At 32.6% G+C, this 18,313-nt stretch carries 30 protein-coding genes; 2 read left to right on the top strand and 28 right to left on the bottom strand.

What is annotated here, in order from left to right; genetic code table 11:
• Positions 1 to 62: 62 nt before the first annotated feature.
• From AC1VAQ_RS12915 to AC1VAQ_RS12795, 25 genes are all read right to left on the bottom strand, one after another.
• Positions 63 to 803: a hypothetical protein gene (locus AC1VAQ_RS12915; protein WP_479904009.1), complete on the bottom strand. Its 741-nt coding sequence runs from the start codon at positions 801 to 803 to the stop codon at positions 63 to 65.
• Between the two features lie 154 nt (positions 804 to 957).
• Positions 958 to 1,197 (bottom strand): hypothetical protein, encoded by a 240-nt coding sequence (locus tag AC1VAQ_RS12910; protein WP_479904008.1) that lies wholly within the window; start codon positions 1,195 to 1,197, stop codon positions 958 to 960.
• A gap of 29 nt (positions 1,198 to 1,226) precedes the next feature.
• Positions 1,227 to 1,829, bottom strand: a complete 603-nt coding sequence (locus tag AC1VAQ_RS12905; protein WP_479904007.1) for a hypothetical protein — start codon at positions 1,827 to 1,829, stop codon at positions 1,227 to 1,229.
• 31 nt (positions 1,830 to 1,860) lie between these two features.
• Positions 1,861 to 2,166 carry a hypothetical protein gene (locus tag AC1VAQ_RS12900; protein ID WP_479904006.1) on the bottom strand — a complete coding sequence of 102 codons (306 nt, stop codon included), beginning with the start codon at positions 2,164 to 2,166 and terminating at the stop codon, positions 1,861 to 1,863.
• 250 nt (positions 2,167 to 2,416) lie between these two features.
• The gene (locus tag AC1VAQ_RS12895; RefSeq protein ID WP_479904005.1) at positions 2,417 to 2,575 is read right to left on the bottom strand and encodes a hypothetical protein; all 159 of its coding nucleotides are present in this window, start codon (positions 2,573 to 2,575) and stop codon (positions 2,417 to 2,419) included.
• Between the two features lie 32 nt (positions 2,576 to 2,607).
• Positions 2,608 to 2,952 (bottom strand): hypothetical protein, encoded by a 345-nt coding sequence (locus AC1VAQ_RS12890; RefSeq protein WP_479904004.1) that lies wholly within the window; start codon positions 2,950 to 2,952, stop codon positions 2,608 to 2,610.
• Between the two features lie 26 nt (positions 2,953 to 2,978).
• Positions 2,979 to 3,197 (bottom strand): hypothetical protein, encoded by a 219-nt coding sequence (locus tag AC1VAQ_RS12885; RefSeq protein WP_479904003.1) that lies wholly within the window; start codon positions 3,195 to 3,197, stop codon positions 2,979 to 2,981.
• Between the two features lie 26 nt (positions 3,198 to 3,223).
• Positions 3,224 to 3,439, bottom strand: a complete 216-nt coding sequence (locus AC1VAQ_RS12880) for a hypothetical protein (RefSeq protein WP_479904002.1) — start codon at positions 3,437 to 3,439, stop codon at positions 3,224 to 3,226.
• Entirely contained in the window at positions 3,436 to 3,729 is a 294-nt protein-coding gene (locus AC1VAQ_RS12875; RefSeq protein WP_479904001.1) for a hypothetical protein, read from the bottom strand. The genes AC1VAQ_RS12880 and AC1VAQ_RS12875 overlap by 4 nt, the downstream gene beginning before the upstream one ends.
• A 25-nt stretch (positions 3,730 to 3,754) precedes the next feature.
• On the bottom strand, positions 3,755 to 4,366 hold the full coding sequence (locus AC1VAQ_RS12870; RefSeq protein ID WP_479904000.1) for a hypothetical protein: 612 nt from the start codon (positions 4,364 to 4,366) through the stop codon (positions 3,755 to 3,757).
• A gap of 23 nt (positions 4,367 to 4,389) precedes the next feature.
• Positions 4,390 to 4,806: a RusA family crossover junction endodeoxyribonuclease gene (locus AC1VAQ_RS12865; RefSeq protein WP_479903999.1), complete on the bottom strand. Its 417-nt coding sequence runs from the start codon at positions 4,804 to 4,806 to the stop codon at positions 4,390 to 4,392.
• 11 nt (positions 4,807 to 4,817) lie between these two features.
• Positions 4,818 to 5,609, bottom strand: coding sequence for an ATP-binding protein (locus AC1VAQ_RS12860; protein ID WP_479903998.1), 792 nt, complete (start codon positions 5,607 to 5,609; stop codon positions 4,818 to 4,820).
• Between the two features lie 11 nt (positions 5,610 to 5,620).
• Positions 5,621 to 6,376: a DnaD domain protein gene (locus AC1VAQ_RS12855; RefSeq protein WP_479903997.1), complete on the bottom strand. Its 756-nt coding sequence runs from the start codon at positions 6,374 to 6,376 to the stop codon at positions 5,621 to 5,623.
• 30 nt (positions 6,377 to 6,406) lie between these two features.
• Positions 6,407 to 6,544 carry a hypothetical protein gene (locus AC1VAQ_RS12850; RefSeq protein ID WP_479903996.1) on the bottom strand — a complete coding sequence of 46 codons (138 nt, stop codon included), beginning with the start codon at positions 6,542 to 6,544 and terminating at the stop codon, positions 6,407 to 6,409.
• A 9-nt stretch (positions 6,545 to 6,553) separates the two neighbouring features.
• The gene (locus AC1VAQ_RS12845) at positions 6,554 to 7,375 is read right to left on the bottom strand and encodes a PD-(D/E)XK nuclease-like domain-containing protein (protein ID WP_479903995.1); all 822 of its coding nucleotides are present in this window, start codon (positions 7,373 to 7,375) and stop codon (positions 6,554 to 6,556) included.
• Complete coding sequence (locus AC1VAQ_RS12840; protein ID WP_479903994.1) at positions 7,362 to 8,189, bottom strand: recombinase RecT; 828 nt, start codon at positions 8,187 to 8,189, stop codon at positions 7,362 to 7,364. Before AC1VAQ_RS12840 ends, AC1VAQ_RS12845 begins: the two co-directional genes overlap by 14 nt.
• Positions 8,190 to 8,191: 2 nt before the next feature.
• Positions 8,192 to 9,808, bottom strand: a complete 1,617-nt coding sequence (locus tag AC1VAQ_RS12835) for a hypothetical protein (RefSeq protein WP_479903993.1) — start codon at positions 9,806 to 9,808, stop codon at positions 8,192 to 8,194.
• Complete coding sequence (locus tag AC1VAQ_RS12830; protein ID WP_479903992.1) at positions 9,798 to 9,971, bottom strand: hypothetical protein; 174 nt, start codon at positions 9,969 to 9,971, stop codon at positions 9,798 to 9,800. The genes AC1VAQ_RS12835 and AC1VAQ_RS12830 overlap by 11 nt, the downstream gene beginning before the upstream one ends.
• A gap of 38 nt (positions 9,972 to 10,009) precedes the next feature.
• Complete coding sequence (locus tag AC1VAQ_RS12825; protein WP_479903991.1) at positions 10,010 to 10,234, bottom strand: hypothetical protein; 225 nt, start codon at positions 10,232 to 10,234, stop codon at positions 10,010 to 10,012.
• Entirely contained in the window at positions 10,227 to 10,586 is a 360-nt protein-coding gene (locus AC1VAQ_RS12820; protein WP_479903990.1) for a hypothetical protein, read from the bottom strand. Before AC1VAQ_RS12820 ends, AC1VAQ_RS12825 begins: the two co-directional genes overlap by 8 nt.
• Before the next feature lies 1 nt (position 10,587).
• Complete coding sequence (locus AC1VAQ_RS12815) at positions 10,588 to 10,758, bottom strand: hypothetical protein (protein ID WP_479903989.1); 171 nt, start codon at positions 10,756 to 10,758, stop codon at positions 10,588 to 10,590.
• A 190-nt stretch (positions 10,759 to 10,948) separates the two neighbouring features.
• A complete protein-coding gene (locus tag AC1VAQ_RS12810) occupies positions 10,949 to 11,725 on the bottom strand; it encodes a Rha family transcriptional regulator (protein WP_479903988.1) in 777 nt (258 codons plus the stop codon).
• Complete coding sequence (locus tag AC1VAQ_RS12805) at positions 11,718 to 11,906, bottom strand: hypothetical protein (RefSeq protein WP_479903987.1); 189 nt, start codon at positions 11,904 to 11,906, stop codon at positions 11,718 to 11,720. The genes AC1VAQ_RS12810 and AC1VAQ_RS12805 overlap by 8 nt, the downstream gene beginning before the upstream one ends.
• 26 nt (positions 11,907 to 11,932) lie before the next feature.
• Positions 11,933 to 12,130, bottom strand: a complete 198-nt coding sequence (locus AC1VAQ_RS12800) for a helix-turn-helix domain-containing protein (RefSeq protein ID WP_479903986.1) — start codon at positions 12,128 to 12,130, stop codon at positions 11,933 to 11,935.
• Between the two features lies 1 nt (position 12,131).
• Positions 12,132 to 12,332, bottom strand: coding sequence for a helix-turn-helix domain-containing protein (locus tag AC1VAQ_RS12795; protein ID WP_479903985.1), 201 nt, complete (start codon positions 12,330 to 12,332; stop codon positions 12,132 to 12,134).
• A 213-nt stretch (positions 12,333 to 12,545) separates the two neighbouring features.
• Between AC1VAQ_RS12795 and AC1VAQ_RS12790 the strand changes: the two genes are divergently transcribed.
• Together AC1VAQ_RS12790 and AC1VAQ_RS12785 are read left to right on the top strand one after the other, a co-directional pair.
• Positions 12,546 to 12,866, top strand: coding sequence for a helix-turn-helix domain-containing protein (locus AC1VAQ_RS12790; RefSeq protein ID WP_479903984.1), 321 nt, complete (start codon positions 12,546 to 12,548; stop codon positions 12,864 to 12,866).
• Positions 12,867 to 13,150: 284 nt separating this feature from the next.
• Positions 13,151 to 14,173 (top strand): tyrosine-type recombinase/integrase, encoded by a 1,023-nt coding sequence (locus AC1VAQ_RS12785; RefSeq protein ID WP_479903983.1) that lies wholly within the window; start codon positions 13,151 to 13,153, stop codon positions 14,171 to 14,173.
• 404 nt (positions 14,174 to 14,577) lie between these two features.
• On the opposite strand, the gene AC1VAQ_RS12780 is transcribed toward AC1VAQ_RS12785, so the two are convergent.
• The 3 genes from AC1VAQ_RS12780 to tgt form a co-directional block, all read right to left on the bottom strand.
• Complete coding sequence (locus tag AC1VAQ_RS12780) at positions 14,578 to 16,536, bottom strand: GGDEF domain-containing protein (RefSeq protein ID WP_302597636.1); 1,959 nt, start codon at positions 16,534 to 16,536, stop codon at positions 14,578 to 14,580.
• 148 nt (positions 16,537 to 16,684) lie between these two features.
• Positions 16,685 to 17,089, bottom strand: a complete 405-nt coding sequence (yajC, locus tag AC1VAQ_RS12775; RefSeq protein WP_302597635.1) for a preprotein translocase subunit YajC — start codon at positions 17,087 to 17,089, stop codon at positions 16,685 to 16,687.
• 18 nt (positions 17,090 to 17,107) lie between these two features.
• Positions 17,108 to 18,238, bottom strand: coding sequence for a tRNA guanosine(34) transglycosylase Tgt (tgt, locus tag AC1VAQ_RS12770; protein ID WP_302597634.1), 1,131 nt, complete (start codon positions 18,236 to 18,238; stop codon positions 17,108 to 17,110).
• Between the last annotated feature and the right edge of the window lie 75 nt (positions 18,239 to 18,313).

Genomic DNA, 18,313 nt, shown 5'->3' with positions numbered 1-18,313 from the left:
TATTTTATCTTCATGTTCCCGACACAGATATCGGGAACATATCAAAATTCATTTTGATTACTTTATAACCAGCACTCACAAGGTATTAAATCACTTAGATTTACCTGTTCTTCTTCAATTAGCCTTTCATTTTCCCACTCTATAGCTAATTCCTTAAGCGACTTACCTTTAAATACTGTGTATCCTATCTTTTCCTCATACTCTGCTGCCTTATCGAATTGCTCTCTATAATGTCTCCAATAAATCTTCCACCACTGTTTTCCTGCTTTAAAACATGGTATACAGTTGTTATGATTAAGATGTTCGTATGCCTTTGGTAACTTAATGCCCCATTCTTCTGTTATGATACGTTTTACTTCTTCACCTGGTATCTTCTGTTCAAATATAGGAAACTCTATTCTTCTTCCTATACTTTCTGCTCTTGCTGTAGCCTTTTGTACACGTTTCCATTCTTCTACACCAAATCCAACATATTCAATGAACTCTTCACCAATAGACTTAAGATATTTGTAATACTGTTCTTTCATCTTCTGTTTTAGCTGCTGTGTGCAGAATGGTATAAATTGACCTGGTATACAGTTATTCTTTTCTATAAGCTCCCATATATCTAATCCTAATCCCCATTCTGTTATAGGCACTCCTAAGTGTCTTGCGACCTCATGTCTAAATGTATCTGCATCATGATTTTCACTATATGTAGGTGTGTGAAGTAAAATCACATCCTCTTTCTTTTGTTCCTGTAGCACCAAATAAGCTACATATGCACTACTTAAACCTCCTGAAAATAACACTACATGTTTCATACCAACCACTAACCTTAATTCGGTAGTGGATAACTTCCTTGTGCGGTGCACCATGTCTATATCAATTACATCCCAGACGTCACAGTGGGATAACCTAGTCTACTAGGAATTAGGTATTACTCCTTTTCTCTATATTTTTCATAATTTACACCTTCTAAAATAAACTCATTTGTTCCTTTTTGCTCTGCCAAAATATCCAGTCTTTAAATTCTCCAACCGTTTTAACACTTGATTCTTTCTCTTTGTATCTTGCATTTACTACTTCACAGTCGTTATACTTCTTTGATACTTCATCAAATAAAGTCTTAACTTCAAAAAATGCGCATGTCATCATGGATTTTTGATTTTCATTTATGAAGTAGTATTGCAGGAATACATCATGTTCTTTAAACATTTAATCAACCCATTCAAAAGTCAATTTGATTACTCACAACTTTCAGCTGCATAACTTAATTCATCTTCTAACGAATTAACTAAATCTTCTACTGTCTTATACTCTCCATCTGTATATACTTCAATTTCAACATCGAGCATACCTGCATCTTCTAATCTTTCAATAACATTAAATAAATGTTTAATCCTACTTTCTTCAGTTTTATCATAATAAGTATCTGTTGCGACTTCACATGCACATTTCCATAGTGCTTGTATTAATTCTTTATCATTGAAAGACATTTCTTCTTTTACCCATCTTGGAGAATCACAACCAAAATCATCAAATAATTGAATCCAATAACAACCAGCTGGTCCATATTCAATTTTTTCAATAGCATATCCTGTTCTCCATTCTATAAAGTCAATTAAATGACTAGTTGTTAATAAAGGTATATATCCTTTTATCCTTTCTGTTGGTACACTTCCAATACCACTAACCCATATATCACCTTTAACAAATCCATCTCCTAAAAAGTGTGTTCCACTAACACCCTTAACTAAGTCGTTTTCTTCTGGTTCCCACCATTCAATAATGCACTTTGTAACTTTTTCACCAGCACTTCTAAACTGTTCTACTGATATGTATTTCATACTTTCACAACCTTTCAAATATTAATTTCAATTAACAAATTGTACTTGCTACCATGTATGGAACTTCAACACATTCATCAGCTGCATCTATATCTATCATGTCCCAAATATCTATCTTGCTATATTCATCATCTCTTATTTCAAAATGTTCTGTTCTAGGAATTTCTATTACATCCATTTCTTCTACATTTTCCTCGTTATAGTCTTCAACTAAACATTTTGTAGCTTCTTCTTGGCTTTTAGCAACAACCCAAAACTTGTCTCCGTTGTCAAACTCAAATAACTTTCTTGATGGATCAAACACCTTTACTTGGTTTAATACTTTTTCTAAGCTCATTTATACACATCCTCTCAAAAGCAAATTTTAATACTTATTAATTCTTACAAGTGCCCACATACCAAAAGCTACTACTACAACAATCACTGTTATAATTGCTATTTTCATTTTCTCCTCCTGCTACACTTATTAATTATGTATCTGTACTTAAGTCTTATAGGCTTAAGCAAGTAGTGCTTGCACATTTCAATCGTATCCATACTTCTCCTTTCCGGTGCTGGCACTGTACCAGCACCACCAAAAAGTCATTTTATTTATTTCTAAGTGGGCACCACTTAGGACTTGTCTTATGTTCGTTACCTCTTATGTATCTTGCTCCTACTTTTTCATTTTCGCATCTTCTATATGTTTGTACATTATACTTAGCTTCTTTTACATATTCACATTTAATACATTTAGGTACTGGCATAATCATCACCTACTTTCAAAAAACACTTTTATTTAAAGAATCTCTCTTAATGTATCTTCTATTTGATCTAGCATTTCTTTTTCTGATACATCATAGTCATCAATGAATTCATTTATAGGAAAATACAATTTAAGTCTATCTAGCACCATTACTGCAATGTTCTCATGGTCATAACCTTTAACCTCAAATGCTTCTTCTGAAAGTTTTTGAATCTTTCCTCGTGCTGCACCTGTTGTATGATGTAAGAAACCATCTGCTGAAATAAACGCCTTACTTCCTTTCTTTACCTTAATAGGTTCTTCATCAAAGAAACCTTCTACATCAAAATCCTTATTTGCTACTACTTCTTGCCCTGCTTTAAATATCGTTTTACTCATATGTACCTCCTCAAAATTATCTTTTATTAATTACTTAAATCAACATGTGATATTTCTTCAACATCATCTATACTAATCATTACATTACCCATTTTTTCGCTGTCTACAGTAGCTTCTCCGCCATCCATCCAATCAATTGTACCTATAATTTTTTCTCCGCTTGTTAAAATTACTTCAACATCATCATCAACATTAAATTCAATATCATCATCAACAATCCATTTTGTTTCTTGTTTAATATTCATTTACACTACCTCCTCAAAATCAACTTTTATTTAAAAAACGTCCCTTGCTCAGCGCCTATACATTCAATTGGCCTGATATATGCTTTTTCTTCTTCATCAAAATCAAGCTGCTTTCTAAACACTTGGCAGAACTGATTACACATATATGTTTCTTTCATGTGTTTACATCTTTTCTGTGTGTCTCTGCTTGTACAATAGTTATCAGATGCTTGTATCTTTACTTGAATAACTCTTTCTTTCATTCATCATCTTCCTCCTCACTAAAAGTCTTTTTATGGCTCTCACGTGCCCTTGTATTCGTTTTTCTTCTAACAACCTTAGAGTTAATCATGTTAAGTGCTTTCTTGCTAATAACACTCATTTTTCGAATGTATGTATGTCTTTTCTTTTTAATCTCTTCGATATACGCTTGTGCATCTTCTAAAGTTACTGCTAAATCACGAAGTTTATCTAAAGCATTTCTAAATTCTTCACTATCTAAAAGTTTTTTTAATGCTTCTGCAGCTCTTTCTGCAAAATTGATATATTCCATACAACCATCCTCTCAAAAATTGATTTTATGCAGCAAATAATTTTGCGATTTTTTTCTTGCAAGCTAAAGGTGTCCTTTTGAATTTATCTGCCATTTCTGCATAGCTAATTCCTTTTCTGTAATACATAATTAGCCTGTTCTCTTCTTCCTTTGTCCAATATCTTGTTTTCCTTTTATTAATATCACCTTTACGTTTTTCTTTGAGCCAATTCGGCTCACTGCCTAATATGTTAAGTTCTAAGTGTATCGTAGTATACCTTTCTTGGTTGTTCTTCATCCACTCCAAAAGGTCTCTTGTATCTATCATTATTAGTTTTCTTTTTGAACATCTTTCGATATTTATATATTTTGCCTTCAATCCATACTTCCCAATCCACCATTTTATAACTGTTCTGCTATAGTTCATTCCAAATAGCCTAGCAACATCTATAGCTGATACTAATTCACTATTTTCTCTAGCTGTTATTCCTAAGGAATATGCTTTAGTTGTAATTGACTTTGGAGAACGTTTTAGCTTTTGCACAAGTGTCATCACGTCTACATTTCCAAACTGTTCTCTAAGAATCTGTTTCTCTTCTTCAGTCCATGGTTTACCATGATTTGCCCTCAACCTTATCACCTCTCCAAATTCGTCCAATACTTATATGTACTCTACTTTTTTCACAGTTCACTTAGCGTTACTTCAACCCTTGGATTATCATCAATTGCATATTCTTTCTCTATGTGTAATCTAACCACTTGACTATCATCTTTGTACGCTATTCCATTAAGTGCATCTAGAATAATCTTGGCCACATTATCTAAGTCTGGCTTTTTAGTAGGATGTAGCTTGCCTTCTTCAATAAGTTGTCTGTTTTTTTTTGTCATGCTCTTTGGTATTGAATAGTAGGCCTTTATATCTGCTTCAATTTCGCCTTTAAGCTGCTTTACTTGCATTGTCTCACTAACTATCCACTTGACTAAATTCTCATAATTTAATGTTTTTTGTGGTGTTACAGCCCTACTTATGTCATTTGTTTTGAATACTCTAGGCCTCCCCTTTCCAGTTGGCTCACCTGGTACTATAAATCTAATCAATGTATTTCCTCCTAGCATGGTTTTATTCTTCTGTTTTCTCCTGTACATCTCATACAGTACTTACCACACATTTCAATAATTCTACTCCCTATAGCCTCATCCAACTTTATAAGTTCAGCACCAGTCATTTCACTTGAAAATAATGTCTTCTTTTTGTTAATATAGCGGTCATTCAGTAAGCTAAACATTATCCTCATTTCTTCCATAGCTGGTCCATTATTACCTACTACAAACTTAAACATATCGTCGATATACAGCACAGGCACATTTACCCAGTTACCATATAACTTGTTATAATTAATAGTATCGTACTTATTCGCTATTAATTCTTGAATGTCTCTTCTATAGTTAAAATATAAAACGCTTGTTCCTTTTTTACATATCTCATTGATACATGCTATTGAGATATGTGTTTTACCTGTTCCACTTTTCCCAAATAATCCAAATCCAATAGCATTTCTATCATTTAAAAAGTCTTGTGCTATCTGCTTCATCTTCTTTTGCTCTTCAGTTGCTGTTTTAAACGATTCAAAAGTTTTTGCTTCAAACTCTTTTATATCAATCCCACTTCTTGCTATACATTTTTTTATTGTACTTTCAATATTGCATGTACATTTCTTAGCTCTACAACTCCCTTGTTGGCTCTGTGGTACTTCAGTACTTGCTACCTCTTCTCCATTACTTGTTACTAAGATAACTCCTGTATCTTTGCATTTACTACACTTGTAACTAGGTTTGTAGTCTATACTTTCCATCTGTGCTCTTAGCCTTATTCTATTTACTGTATCTTGAATACTTCTCACATTTTCATCTCCTAGCAAGGTAAATCATCATCTGTATACCTGCAATCTTTTGTAATTCCTTTATTAGATTCCCTCTCTACTACTGATGCATTATACTGCTCAATCGTTCTGATTCCTTCTTTAAGCCAATTTTTTAGAATACCTTCTGCATAACTCATTGTCCTCTTGTTGTTCATGCAAGATTTTTTAATTGACTCTGCAATTAGTTCAGCTTGCATACCTTGTTCTATGTAGTAGTTAATTATTTCAACTACTGTTCCTGACAACATTCCTATATTTTGTTCATATACTTCTTTTACAATTTGAAAAGAGGTAGTTTTATCATCACTTACTATTTCACTTCCCTCATTCTCCATACTTTCAATATAATGTTCTTCATCATTCGTTATCTCTTCCAAAGTTGGCTTTTTAGGCAATGAAACTCTTCGCCTTGTATATAAATCTGAAAGATTATCTACGAACTTTTGGCACCATATAATTTTATGTTTCCACAACTCTCTATCTATTGCTTTTAATTTAGCTAACTGATCTATTATTTCAATTGCCTTTTCTGTCTCTATCTTTGCCTTTGCTGCAAAAAATTCAAAGTCAGTTTCATCATTGAAATCTAAGTAATGTCCATCTGTACTTGCTAATAATTCAAGCAATTTAAACCATAGTGCATAACCATCATTTCCGTACTTTTCTTCTAATACAAACACTGTTCTACTTGTAGCTGTTATGTAATGTGGGAAGTAATCAGCAGTTCGTTTTTGTGGTCTTGCCAATTTCCATACCTCCTTTCATTTAATTATTTGTTACATTTTTTTTAACTTAATCTTTAGTTCTATTACCAGTTTGCATATTTCCTCTGTAGAGGAACATTGGTCACAACCAACGCACCTCTCACTAAGAAATTCATCTAATGCCTTAATAAGTTTCTCCGTATCAGGCATATTGATCACCTACTCTAAAGAATCTATATATTCTCTTAATGTTATTACTTTTGCTTTCTTCTTACTTCTGCAGTAATCACATTTACCACATCCAATAGGTTCCTCTTCCCCATTTCTTACTGCCAGGATTCTTGGCAGCCTACCTTTTATTTCTTCAAGCTTCGCTTCAATCCATCCTGTCCCCATATCAATAATTGCATGGTCAGGAGTTGACTGCTTGTCCACTACAATTAAATAAGGTTCTAAGTATGTGTCAGTATTTAAGTTCTGACGTAGTATTTCAGCGTATATTGCTATCTGAGTAAAATAATCATATTTTTCTATGAATGATTCTCTGCGTTTCTCACTAGCGTTGTAATAACTCTCTGATAAGTTCTTAGTTGTTTTAATATCTGCAAAATAACCTTTTTCAATATTTAAAATATCAACTTGAACTTTAAAAGGAACTCCTGCAATTTCACCAGTAAATATTTTTTCTTTCTCTGCACCTTCTCTAAACTGTTGTACCTTTTCATCATTTCTTAGCGTTTCAATCATCTTGTCACCCAATGCATACTTAGCAAGTAATTGTCCTTTAGTAGCTCCCCTGCTGCTAAACATTTCAGGATGTTCAGCTAAAAACTCTGGTATAGCTTCTTCATTCCATGAATGTACATAGCTACCAAGTAAAAATGCATCATTCTCTTCTCCCTGCCACTCATCATTACGTTTAGCCAGTTCTCTAGCTTCACAACCATCTGTATGTAAAATATCCCATGCCTTGAAGCTAGAACTACCCATATAGAGTAATTCAGCTTCTTTTGAAAAGTAATTTTTTCTATTTAGTTCCATCTTCTTCACCTTCTTTCATAGATTCATCAGATGTCATTTGTCCTGGTGCTGTTTTATCTTCGCTAAATTCAACATCAATTGCATTTTCTTTAACTGTTGCAAATGGATCATTAGCTTCTTGTTTAGGTTGTTCTTGCTTAAAATCCATATCTGAACTTTCATCATAAACCTTTGCTTGTTCAATGCTTGCAAAATCTTTCTCGATTTTTTTAGTAAGTCTTCTAAGTACTGTCTTCTTATATGCTTCTTCTGGTGTCTTTGTCCACATTAATCCGTTTTTCATCTTAGAGAAGTTTTCCCTAATTCCTTCTATCTGTTTTGTACTCATGGTTTCATATTCCATTCCACCATCTTGATAGAGTACTACCGCAAATGCTCCAATAATTTCAGCATCATTAAATGGAAGTGGTTTAAAATCTACAACTTGTTGACCTGCAACAATCTCCTCTTTAAATTCATCACCTTTTCTGACAACCTTTGCATAAATGTCTTTAATAGGTCTAATACTATACTTCTTAGCCATTTTGGTTTCGCCTTTATAGTCTGTTTGGAACTGCAAATCACCGCCATAAGGAATTGCGTAACATTCTTTTTGGAAGAAATCTAAGCCTAAAAATGCTCCTTTTAGAAGTGTCCTTGCAATGCTAACTGGCTTGCAATTTTCAATACCTTTTGTGTCTTGCAATACAGTCATACAGTTTTGTAAAAAGCGTGTTTGATTGAAGTCCTGTGGCATAGCATCCACCTTCGCTACTAATAGTTGATTTAACTTGCTATGTGTCTCCTTTAAAACCAATTCTTTTTTATCTGCCATGATTATTTAACCTCCAATTCTTTTTCACATGTAACTGTTACAAATGCCTGTACATCATTCTCTTCACAAATAGCTAACACCTTATCTTGCTCACTTGGATTAAGTTTCTCAAATCCATCTAGGCACATCACGCGAAGTTCTCCCATTCTTTTAAGCGCTACTTTAAATGCAACCTCTAGCTTTTCACCATCACTTAGTCCATCTAGTAATGTTCCATTGATACGAATTTGTCCTTTTTCATCTACTGAGATTCCATCAATAGGAAGTTCATGCGTTTTTAATAAGTCTCCTGGTTTAGAACGTGCTACTTTTATTTTTTCAGTAAGAGAATCACTATATTCAAGCTTATCTCTTAACTCTCCATCCATAATGCCTTTCATTCTATCCCACTCTCTAAGATAACTTTGCATATTAGCTACTTCATCTGCTGCTTTTTGTAATGGTTCAATATCTACTTGATTATGATTATTTATGTATTCAGCGGCTTTTCCAACTCTAGCCTTTTCAGTTTCAACCTTCTCTGCTGCCTGATCATCAATCGCCTTAAGTTCTATTTCTTTTTTATCTACTAACCCTACAATCTTAGAGTTATTAACATTAATTTTATTGTTTTGAAGTTCTATAATATCTTTAGCTTCTTGAACCTCTAAAGATATTAACTTTTCAAGCTCACACATTTTGTCATGATACTCTTTTTCAAGTTCTTGTATTCTTTGCTGCTTCTCTAATTCAAGCTCATGACTTTTCAATGACATTCTTTCACTAGCATTGTCTATTGTACTTTGTGCATCATCAATCTTCTTTTTAGATAAATCAATAATGTCTTTTAGATCCTGTTCTTCCTCTTTGTACTTAAGAACAACTTTGCTCTTTTCAGATTCAGCCTCACTCATAATAGCAGACACCTTATTTTCGATTCCTTCTTGTAATGCCCTAGCTTTATCAATAAGATTATTAATACTCTGTGCCTCTGCTATCTTGCTATAATACTCTTGAATATTCTTAGTACGCCATTCTTCACCATCATAGTTACCTGGAAGTTCCTTCTTAATTGCATCAACTTGTACCTTCAATACGTTCGATTGACGGTTAACCTCTTCACGTTCCTTGTAAAGCTTAATCTCTATATCTTTAAGCACTTGTAAAATGTGTTTGTCATAGTTGATTCCTGGTACTTCTTCACCAAACCACTTTTCTATATCTTCAATTGTCCAGTTAACATCTATCATGTTAAGAATGACCTGAGTTTGTTCTTTTATTGAAGCATTTACAAAGTCAAGTGGTCTAAACACATCACCAGATATAAGACTTCTAAGGAATGTCTCTGTACTTTTTGTACCTTCTCCTTTAACTTTTAAGTAGTCAGCTTTTTCTGTTCTGATACGTCTATCAATCTCCATTCCTGTATCAGTTTCAACATATAATGTTGCTTCATTTTCACCATGTCTTACAACTTCTGTTCTGCGTTTGGCATTTGTAAATGCTGTTTCAATAGCTTCTACAATAGAAGTTTTACCACTACCTTTAACACCTTCGATACGATTTACACCATTACTTGGTGACCACTCTAATTCTCTTACACCTAAAAAATTTGAAATACCAATTCTTTTAATTTTCATGTATTTTCCCTCCATTAATAATTGCATTTGCTACTATTACTTTTGCTTCCTCTACTTTCCTTCCTTTTGCTAACTCTTTAGTTAGCTTCATAATTACTATTCCTGAATCTACATTGCTTTTAGCGGCCACTTCATCTGCCCACTCTATATAGGATTCTGCCATTGCACTTCTCCTTTATTGTGCTATAATAAGTTTGTAAATTATTTACTTATGGCCCCTTTGTAGTTGCCGCTACTTATGGGCCTTTTTCTATCTATTGGAATGCCATTCTTATTGAAAATTTCAACTTTTTTTAAAGCCCTCTTTCTCTTTTTACAAATAATAAGGTCTTCATCATGGTCTTCCAAAAAATCAAGATACTTCTTCTTTTTTGTACAAAGACATGTACAACTTGCCTTGCATATCGGATTACATGGATTAAGCATCTTTAACCACTTCCTTTGGTTGTAACTGCTTTAAGGCCTTTATAGCAACTGCTTTAACTTGTACTGCTTCTCCTACTACAAATTCTGCATTTAAACTAATCGTTGCTAATCTAGCAAGTATTACTTCTTGATCTGAGTTATACCTTATGTTTTCAAAGAAATCTCTTATACTAGCATTAAGCTGTTTTAATGCTTCTTCAGTCTCTTCAAGTTCTTCAAAAATAACACCAACAACATCGCTTGGCTCTCTGAAGCTTAATTTGTGGTCAATGTTATAAGCAGCTTCATCATAAGCTAGATTCTTAATCATCATGTTTATGTATGCATCATGTTCTTCTTTTGTAAGACACATTTTATAACTCACCCCTTAAAGTTTTAATTCTATCTGTTATGTCAGCTACATCTTTTAGACCAGCTTGTCCATTTGCTAAAGCTTTTCTAAGTTGTAACTGTAGTACCTTTATTTGCTGTTTTACTTGTTCTCTTTTTTCTTGCTTCATCAATCTTCTTTCTGCTTTTCCCAACCTACACACCTCCACATTTCTTTTATTTGATTAACTAGAAATACTAGAAGTAATAGCGCAGGTATGATTAGCAATTCTCCTCCGTAAGCCCTGCATCCTCTTTCTATATACGCATTAAATATTGCTCCTGGTGTAACTAAGATGCCTATAGCTATTGCTATTAGATACTCTATCTTTAGTTTCAATATAATCATTTCCCCTCTAATACCATTTGAGAATTTGCACCAATAATCATTAAGTTCAGCTCTTCATCAGGGTCCCAATTCTTAATAATTAAAATAGCTTCTTCATAATTTTTTACTGCTATATTCCTGTAGCTGTTAACTTGAAATGCTCTTTTAAGTGACCTATACAGATAAGAGAATGCTTTCGCTCTTACTGTCTTATTTTTATAAGCTGGTGCATCTTTTCCACCTAAAATAGCTATTACACGCTTAGAAACATTCTGTTCAATTTCACATTGCTGGCTATAGTCAATAGTCATTTTGTTTTCTAGCTTGTCCACTCTGTTCTCAACTACTTGAAGTTTTTTGTCTTGCAATAAAATAGCTTGTAATTCTGGTGAAGCATCTTTATATGGATTTGATAATGCACTCTCCATTTTATTAAATGCTTCTATGTACTTAAGCTTCCATTCCAAAGCATCTTTTCCCGTGAATCCCATTGCTAAAAGTGTAAATCCGTCTCTAGTTAGCAAATACTCCGGATACCACTGCTTATTTTGTGGATGCTGATATTTATTTGATATAAATAGGTCTGCCCAATTTTGGACTACCCCACTTCCCTTAATATTTTCTACATCCCTAAGAATATGCTTATGTTCCTTTCCAAACTTTTCAGCTACGTTTCTAGTGCTAACTACTGCTTGTCCATTCACTTCAATAACATATACTTCATTTGAAACACCATTTAAAACAACTGGTGTATTATCACCTTGTGCTAATGCATTTGTCATTTGTTTATTCATTTACATCTTCCTTTCCTATGTATTCATCAAGCAACTTAGGGCTTATGTAATAATTCCAATTTTTCTTACCTGTTTTAGTTGCAATTCCTATAGGTAATAGTCCACGTTGTAAACATAATCTAACAAACTGTGGTGCTTTCCCCATTCTTCTTGCTGCTTCTGCAACTGTTACTTTTTTCATGCTAAATCCCCCTTCTAGTTAATCAGCTACTTGTAATAAATTTCTGGTATAAAGTCATTAGGTGTTATTTTAAAAATTCTACATAGCGTGCATACTATCGTTAATGTGGGAACCTTTTCCCCTCTCTCAATCTGAGTTAGATAAGTTCTGCTTATGCCAGTTTTTAAAGATAATTGCCTAATGCTTAACAAGTTAGCTTTTCTGTACTGTTCTAGCTTTACCATGTTATAACTCCTTGTAAAATCTACCTGGATCAACCCCAAAAATTTTAGCCATTGTCCCTATTTCTGTTGATGAAAAATCAACTTTACCATTCTCTTTTTTGCTATAAGCAACATAAGTGATGCCAAGTTCCTTGCTAATATCTGTTTGAGTAAATCCTCTAGCTTTTCTAAGACCTACAATAGTGCTTAGTACAACGCTCATTTTTACGCCCCCTTTTTCCCCAATTAAATTGGAAGTGGTGTTTAAAAAAATATTTAACCTATATTTATATTCCACTCTCGCTGGAGATATGCTTATATTATCCCAATTTAATTGGGTAGTCAATACTTTTTTTAAAGTTTTATTGATATTTTTTATTTTTTTATTATAATTATGTTATATAAAATGATTGATACGCATAGAATAGAGGGAATTATGAATACATTAGGCGATAGAATAAAGGACGAAAGAAAAAAGAAAAAGTTATCGCAAGCAAAACTAGGAGAAATATTAGGAGTAAACGATAGGCAAATAAGTAATTATGAGAAAAATATTAGTAATCCTCCTAGTAACACACTTTCTGCGATGGCGGACATATTTAATTGCACAACAGATTACTTGTTATGTCGTACTGATAATAGCTTAGCTTATGTAACTGAAATAAATATAGATGGAAATAACATTAAAATAACATCAGAAAAACCAATTACTGAAAAAGAAGCATATGAATTCTTTAAAAAGTTTATAGGTAAATAGCACTTAAATGAGTGCTATTTTTTTTATGCTTACATTTACATATGTCATGCAACTATAGTTGCAGACTTGATATATGCAAAATTTTATATAAAATTAAGTTAAGTTAGTAATATATAAATTATTATTGATATATTATTTTACATTTGTTACAATTATTTTAAATCTAATCAAACATATGTTCTATGTTACAAATTTTAAATGGGGATGATTTACAAATATGTTTAGCTCTATACTTACACTTGAAATTAACACAAAAAAAATTTACACACGAGGAGATGACTTGAATGAAACTACCAAACGGATACGGGACATGTTACAAACTCAAAGGGAAGAGGCGCAAACCATGGATTGCACGTGTGACAACTGGATGGACTGTTGATGATGAAAAAAGTACTTATAAGCCAATTATTTCAACACTTGGTTATTTTGAAAAGCGTGATATAGCTCTTCAGGCATTAGCAGATTATAATCAAAATCCTTATGATATAGATGCTGCTAATGTTACATTTTCTCAACTGTATGATAAATGGTCAATAGAACACTTTGAAAAAATAAGTGATTCTAGAATACGTGGAACTAGATCCGCATATTCTAAGTGTACATTGCTCTATAACATGAAATTTAAAGATATTAAAGCTGCACATTTAGAAGGTGTATTGAATAATTGTGATATTGGTCAAGCAACTAAACAGCATATCAAGAGTCTTTTTAATCAGCTTTACAAATATGCTATGAAAAACGATATTGTACGAAAAGATTACTCTTCTCTTATAAATCCAGTAGGTAAATATGAACGAGAAAAGAAAATATCTATATTCACAAAAGAAGAGATACAAAAATTATGGGATAATATAGATATAGAGAATGTAGATATAATTCTAATTGGAATATATAGCGGATGGCGACCAAGTGAATTAACAGAGCTTGAAACTAGCAATGTTAATTTAGAAGAAGGTACTATGATTGGAGGTATTAAAACTGATAATGGCATAAATCGAGTTGTGCCTATTCATAGTGCTATTATGCAGCTAATAAATAACAGGTTGAAAACAGCACGAACAACTCTATTTAATATTAATTATGAGCAATACAGATATTCATATAAAAAAATTATGAAACAATTAAACATGGACCATAAACCACACGAAACAAGACACACATTTATATCAAGAGCTAAAGAAGCTGTAGTTGATGAATATTGCTTGAAACTTATAGTAGGTCATGCAATAGACGATCTAACAGAAAGAGTCTACACGCATAGGCAACTAGAACAACTAAGAACAGAAATATCTAAAATAAAATATTAGGATATAGCTACTTTTTGTAGCTATATCCTTTTTATTTTAAATATTCCTTGTTAGAAATTTGTTAGTAACAGATATGATATTTCTATTATTTATTAACTTTTTTGATATTTCTCTAACTTTATAGTTAATTGATAGTCAATAAAAAACAATAAAAAAAGAAGGCCATTGGGGTTTGGCCTTCTTTTCGTTCCGTTCATATTTTATAAACAGGAAAATAGATATATTATGGGGAGATTTTGTAAGCAAGATTATCTCTTGCTCGATATATATAATACCCCATGTTTTTTAACAAAATATGAATCTGTGATGAAATTTATGTTGATTTTTATCCCTTAATTGTAAATAAATGTATCACCATTTACTTTTATTTTATCTTATATATAAATTAATTTATAAAATATGTATTAATATGTAATTTTATTTTTGCCTGTTTTCTTAGAGCAGTAAAGCTTTTTGTCAGCTTTCTCTAATATATCTCTTATCGTTTCCGTTGTTTCTGCAACACCTATACTTATAGTAATTTTATTTTCTTGTTCCCATTTATGATATGCTATAGCTTTTCTCATATCTTCTGCAATTTCAATTGCTTTTTCTATTGTTGCATTTTCCAAAACAACAACGAATTCCTCTCCACCATATCGATATAAATCACCTTTATCCTCTATTACCCCCTGACAAAGATTTACTACCGTCTTAATCACATGATCACCATATGTATGTCCGTAGTTATCATTAATACGTTTAAAGTTATCAATATCAAACATAATCATTTGAAAATCCTTCATCGATTCTACCAATAACTTATAACGCTCATTGAAGTAATATCTATTATAGGCCTTTGTCAGCGCATCTGTCTTATGTAACTTTTCAAGTGCTGTATACTTCATATATGCAATTACCCATATAATAGAGCTTACCAAAATAATTATAAACACTATAATATATCTTCGAATCTTTTCTGCTGTCATCCGCATTTGTTTTGTTTCAAATTCATATTTATATAGGGCATATTCCGAATAGTCTCTATTAACAAGTATTGCCTCCTCTGCAAGCAAGTTTAGACGTCTTTCTTCATATATATTTGCCCGCTCATATTGTTTTACTGCATTTAGTCCACTTATTAAAGATGTTAATGTATCTTTTGCTGTACTTGGATTTCCATTATTCTCACACATATCAAGTACCTTATCATAATTTTTAACGGCTTCTTCTATATTTCCACTCGCAAGCATAAAATCACCTATTGCCTTGTAATAAAATATATCAATATCTGAAAATGCTGGTTCCTCTATTTCCCCATAGATTTCTTTTAACTCTCTAAGCAATTCTTCTCCTTTAGAAATATCACCTTTCGCTGAGTAATGACCTACTAACATGGCATTATTAATGACTTGAATCGATTGCAATACCTCTGTACTTAATAAACTACTATACTCCTCAACCTTATTATCTATTTCCATAAGCTGTTCATAATTTTCTTCTATAGCTGCACTGGAATACAAATTAATGAGTGCATAGGATTTAATTAATGCATTTTCTTTGGCATCTTCAATCTCTATATTGAGTGCATTTTCTAGAGCTCCTTTAGAGGATTGTGTATCCCCTAAACTTCCATATAATATGCCTAAGTCCACATAGGCTTTCGCTACATAATACTGATTTGATATCTTTTCTTTCATTGTTATTACTTCTAAGCATTTTTCAAATCCTTTGGCATAGTTCCCATTATATAAGTACATTACTGCTAACTTATTTTTTATATCACAAATCTGCTCTATCGTTAATTTGCTAGCATCTTGCAGTACTTCTTCTAATTGTACTATACCAACTTCTCTTCCACCTGGAATATATAGGATCATGCCAATAATCTTAATAACTTCATCATATCTCTTTCCAAATTCTTGAGGGCTAATCTGCTCTAAAGTGTTTTGTGCACTTATAACCGCTTTCTCATATTGTCCCTGACCTAAAAAGAAATCACTTAATATTGTACCATTATAAATCTTAATAAAAGTATCTGTTTTTTCACTCATTAATTCACTAGATAACTGAAGGTTTTCTATGGCCAATGCCTTATTGTCCTCTTGATAATATTTATACCCTAATATAAAGTAGTCCTTTTCATCGAGTATAAAACTTTCCTCTTGCTTTTGATTAATATAGCTTAAAATACTCTCAAATAATTCATTATCTATTTTTTCTTCCTCGAGATAATTTTTTTCGATTGCACGTACCAACTTATTAGTCTTTAAAACTTTAGAATTATTAATAATCCATCCTAACCCAAGAATACCAATAGCTATGATTAAAATAAGTATTCTTATTATATTACTCTCGAGTACCTTTTCTGTCACTCTCCTCATCAAGCTAATCTCCTCCGGCTATATTTTCGCATCATATTATACCAGTTTTTTCCTGAAATTTATATTATATTTGTTTTAAATGCTAATTCTTTTGTATAAATGTAAAAAAGGATTACTACATAATTAAATGCAGTAATCCTTTTTGGTATTATTTTTTAATTTCGTTACCGTTTTCGTCTACTTCAACTTCTACTTCAACATATTCATATTCTGTATTTTCATCTTCAGCTTTTTTACCTACTGAAAGATTTGGTTCTTGAACTGCTGCTACAGCAACTTTTTTAACAGGAATACGTACACTTTTGTTAAGACCAAATTCAATAATGAATAAATCATTAATGATATCTACAACTTTACCATATTCACCTGAATTTAAAAGTACGTATTGACCTACTTTAATACTATCTTGCATGCTTGCAACTTCTTTTTCTCTTTTTCTTTGTGGTCTAATGATTAAGAACCACATAATTCCAAAGAATACTGCCATATACGCAATCGTTACACCAATACCCATCATACCGCCACCGGCTGTTGTTAATAAAACTGTGCTCATTTTTGATTCCTCCGTTTATTATTTGTTTTGTTTATATCCTTCTAGACGCATTTTCTTATATTTAGCAAATTCGCCTTTGTCTAGCGCTTCTCTAATTTCTGTCATAAGATTGTTGAAGTAATATAGGTTATGCATAACACATAAACGCATACCTAACATCTCTTTTGCTTTTAATAAATGTCTAATATAAGCTTTACTATACTTCTGACATGTTGGACATTGACAATCTTCTGCAATTGGTGTCATATCATTTTCATGTTTTTGGTTGAATAAATTAAGTTTCCCTTGGTTAGTGTAAACATGTCCATGACGACCATTTCTAGCTGGTAATACGCAGTCGAAGAAGTCTATTCCACGTTCTACTGCTTCTAAGATATTTTCTGGTGTCCCTACACCCATAAGGTAAGTCGGTTTATTTTGTGGAAGATATGGTACTACATGTTCAAGCACATTGTACATTTCTTCATGTGATTCACCTACTGCAAGTCCACCTACAGCATAGCCTGGAAGATCGAACTCACGAATCACTTTTGCATGCTCAATACGAATATCTGGAAGTACGCCCCCTTGGTTAATACCAAAAAGCATTTGCTGTTTATTGACTGTATCTTCAAGACTGTTTAGGCGGTCCATTTCTACCATACAACGTTTAAGCCATCTTGTCGTACGTTCTACAGATGGAATAATGTAGTTACGATCTGCAAGCGCTGGTGGGCATTCATCAAATGCCATAGCAATCGTTGAACCAATGTTAGATTGTATTTGCATACTTTCTTCTGGTCCCATGAAAATCTTTCTACCATCTATATGTGAAGAAAAGTATACACCTTCTTCTTTAATCTTACGCATTGCTGCAAGGGAAAATACTTGAAATCCGCCTGAATCTGTGAGGATTGGGCGATCGCATACCATGAACTTATGAAGTCCACCTAATTCTTTGATTAGTTTATCCCCTGGTCTTAAATGTAAATGATAAGTGTTTGATAAAACAACTTGTGTGCCAATTCTTTCTAAGTCTTCTGTAGAAAGTGCCCCTTTAATTGCTGCTACTGTAGCAACATTCATAAAAACAGGCGTTTCAATCACACCATGTGGTGTATGAAAGCGTCCTCTTTTTGCACGGCCTTCTACCTTTAGTAATTCATACATCTAGTATCTCCAATCTTTTTATACTCTAAAATATAGTGTACAAGAAATTACCTATTTTTTCAACAATTGCCCCTT

Source organism: Cellulosilyticum sp., from assembly GCF_982396655.1.
The sequence above is the reverse complement of the archived record's forward strand: the minus strand, read 5'-3'. Positions and strand labels throughout refer to the sequence as shown.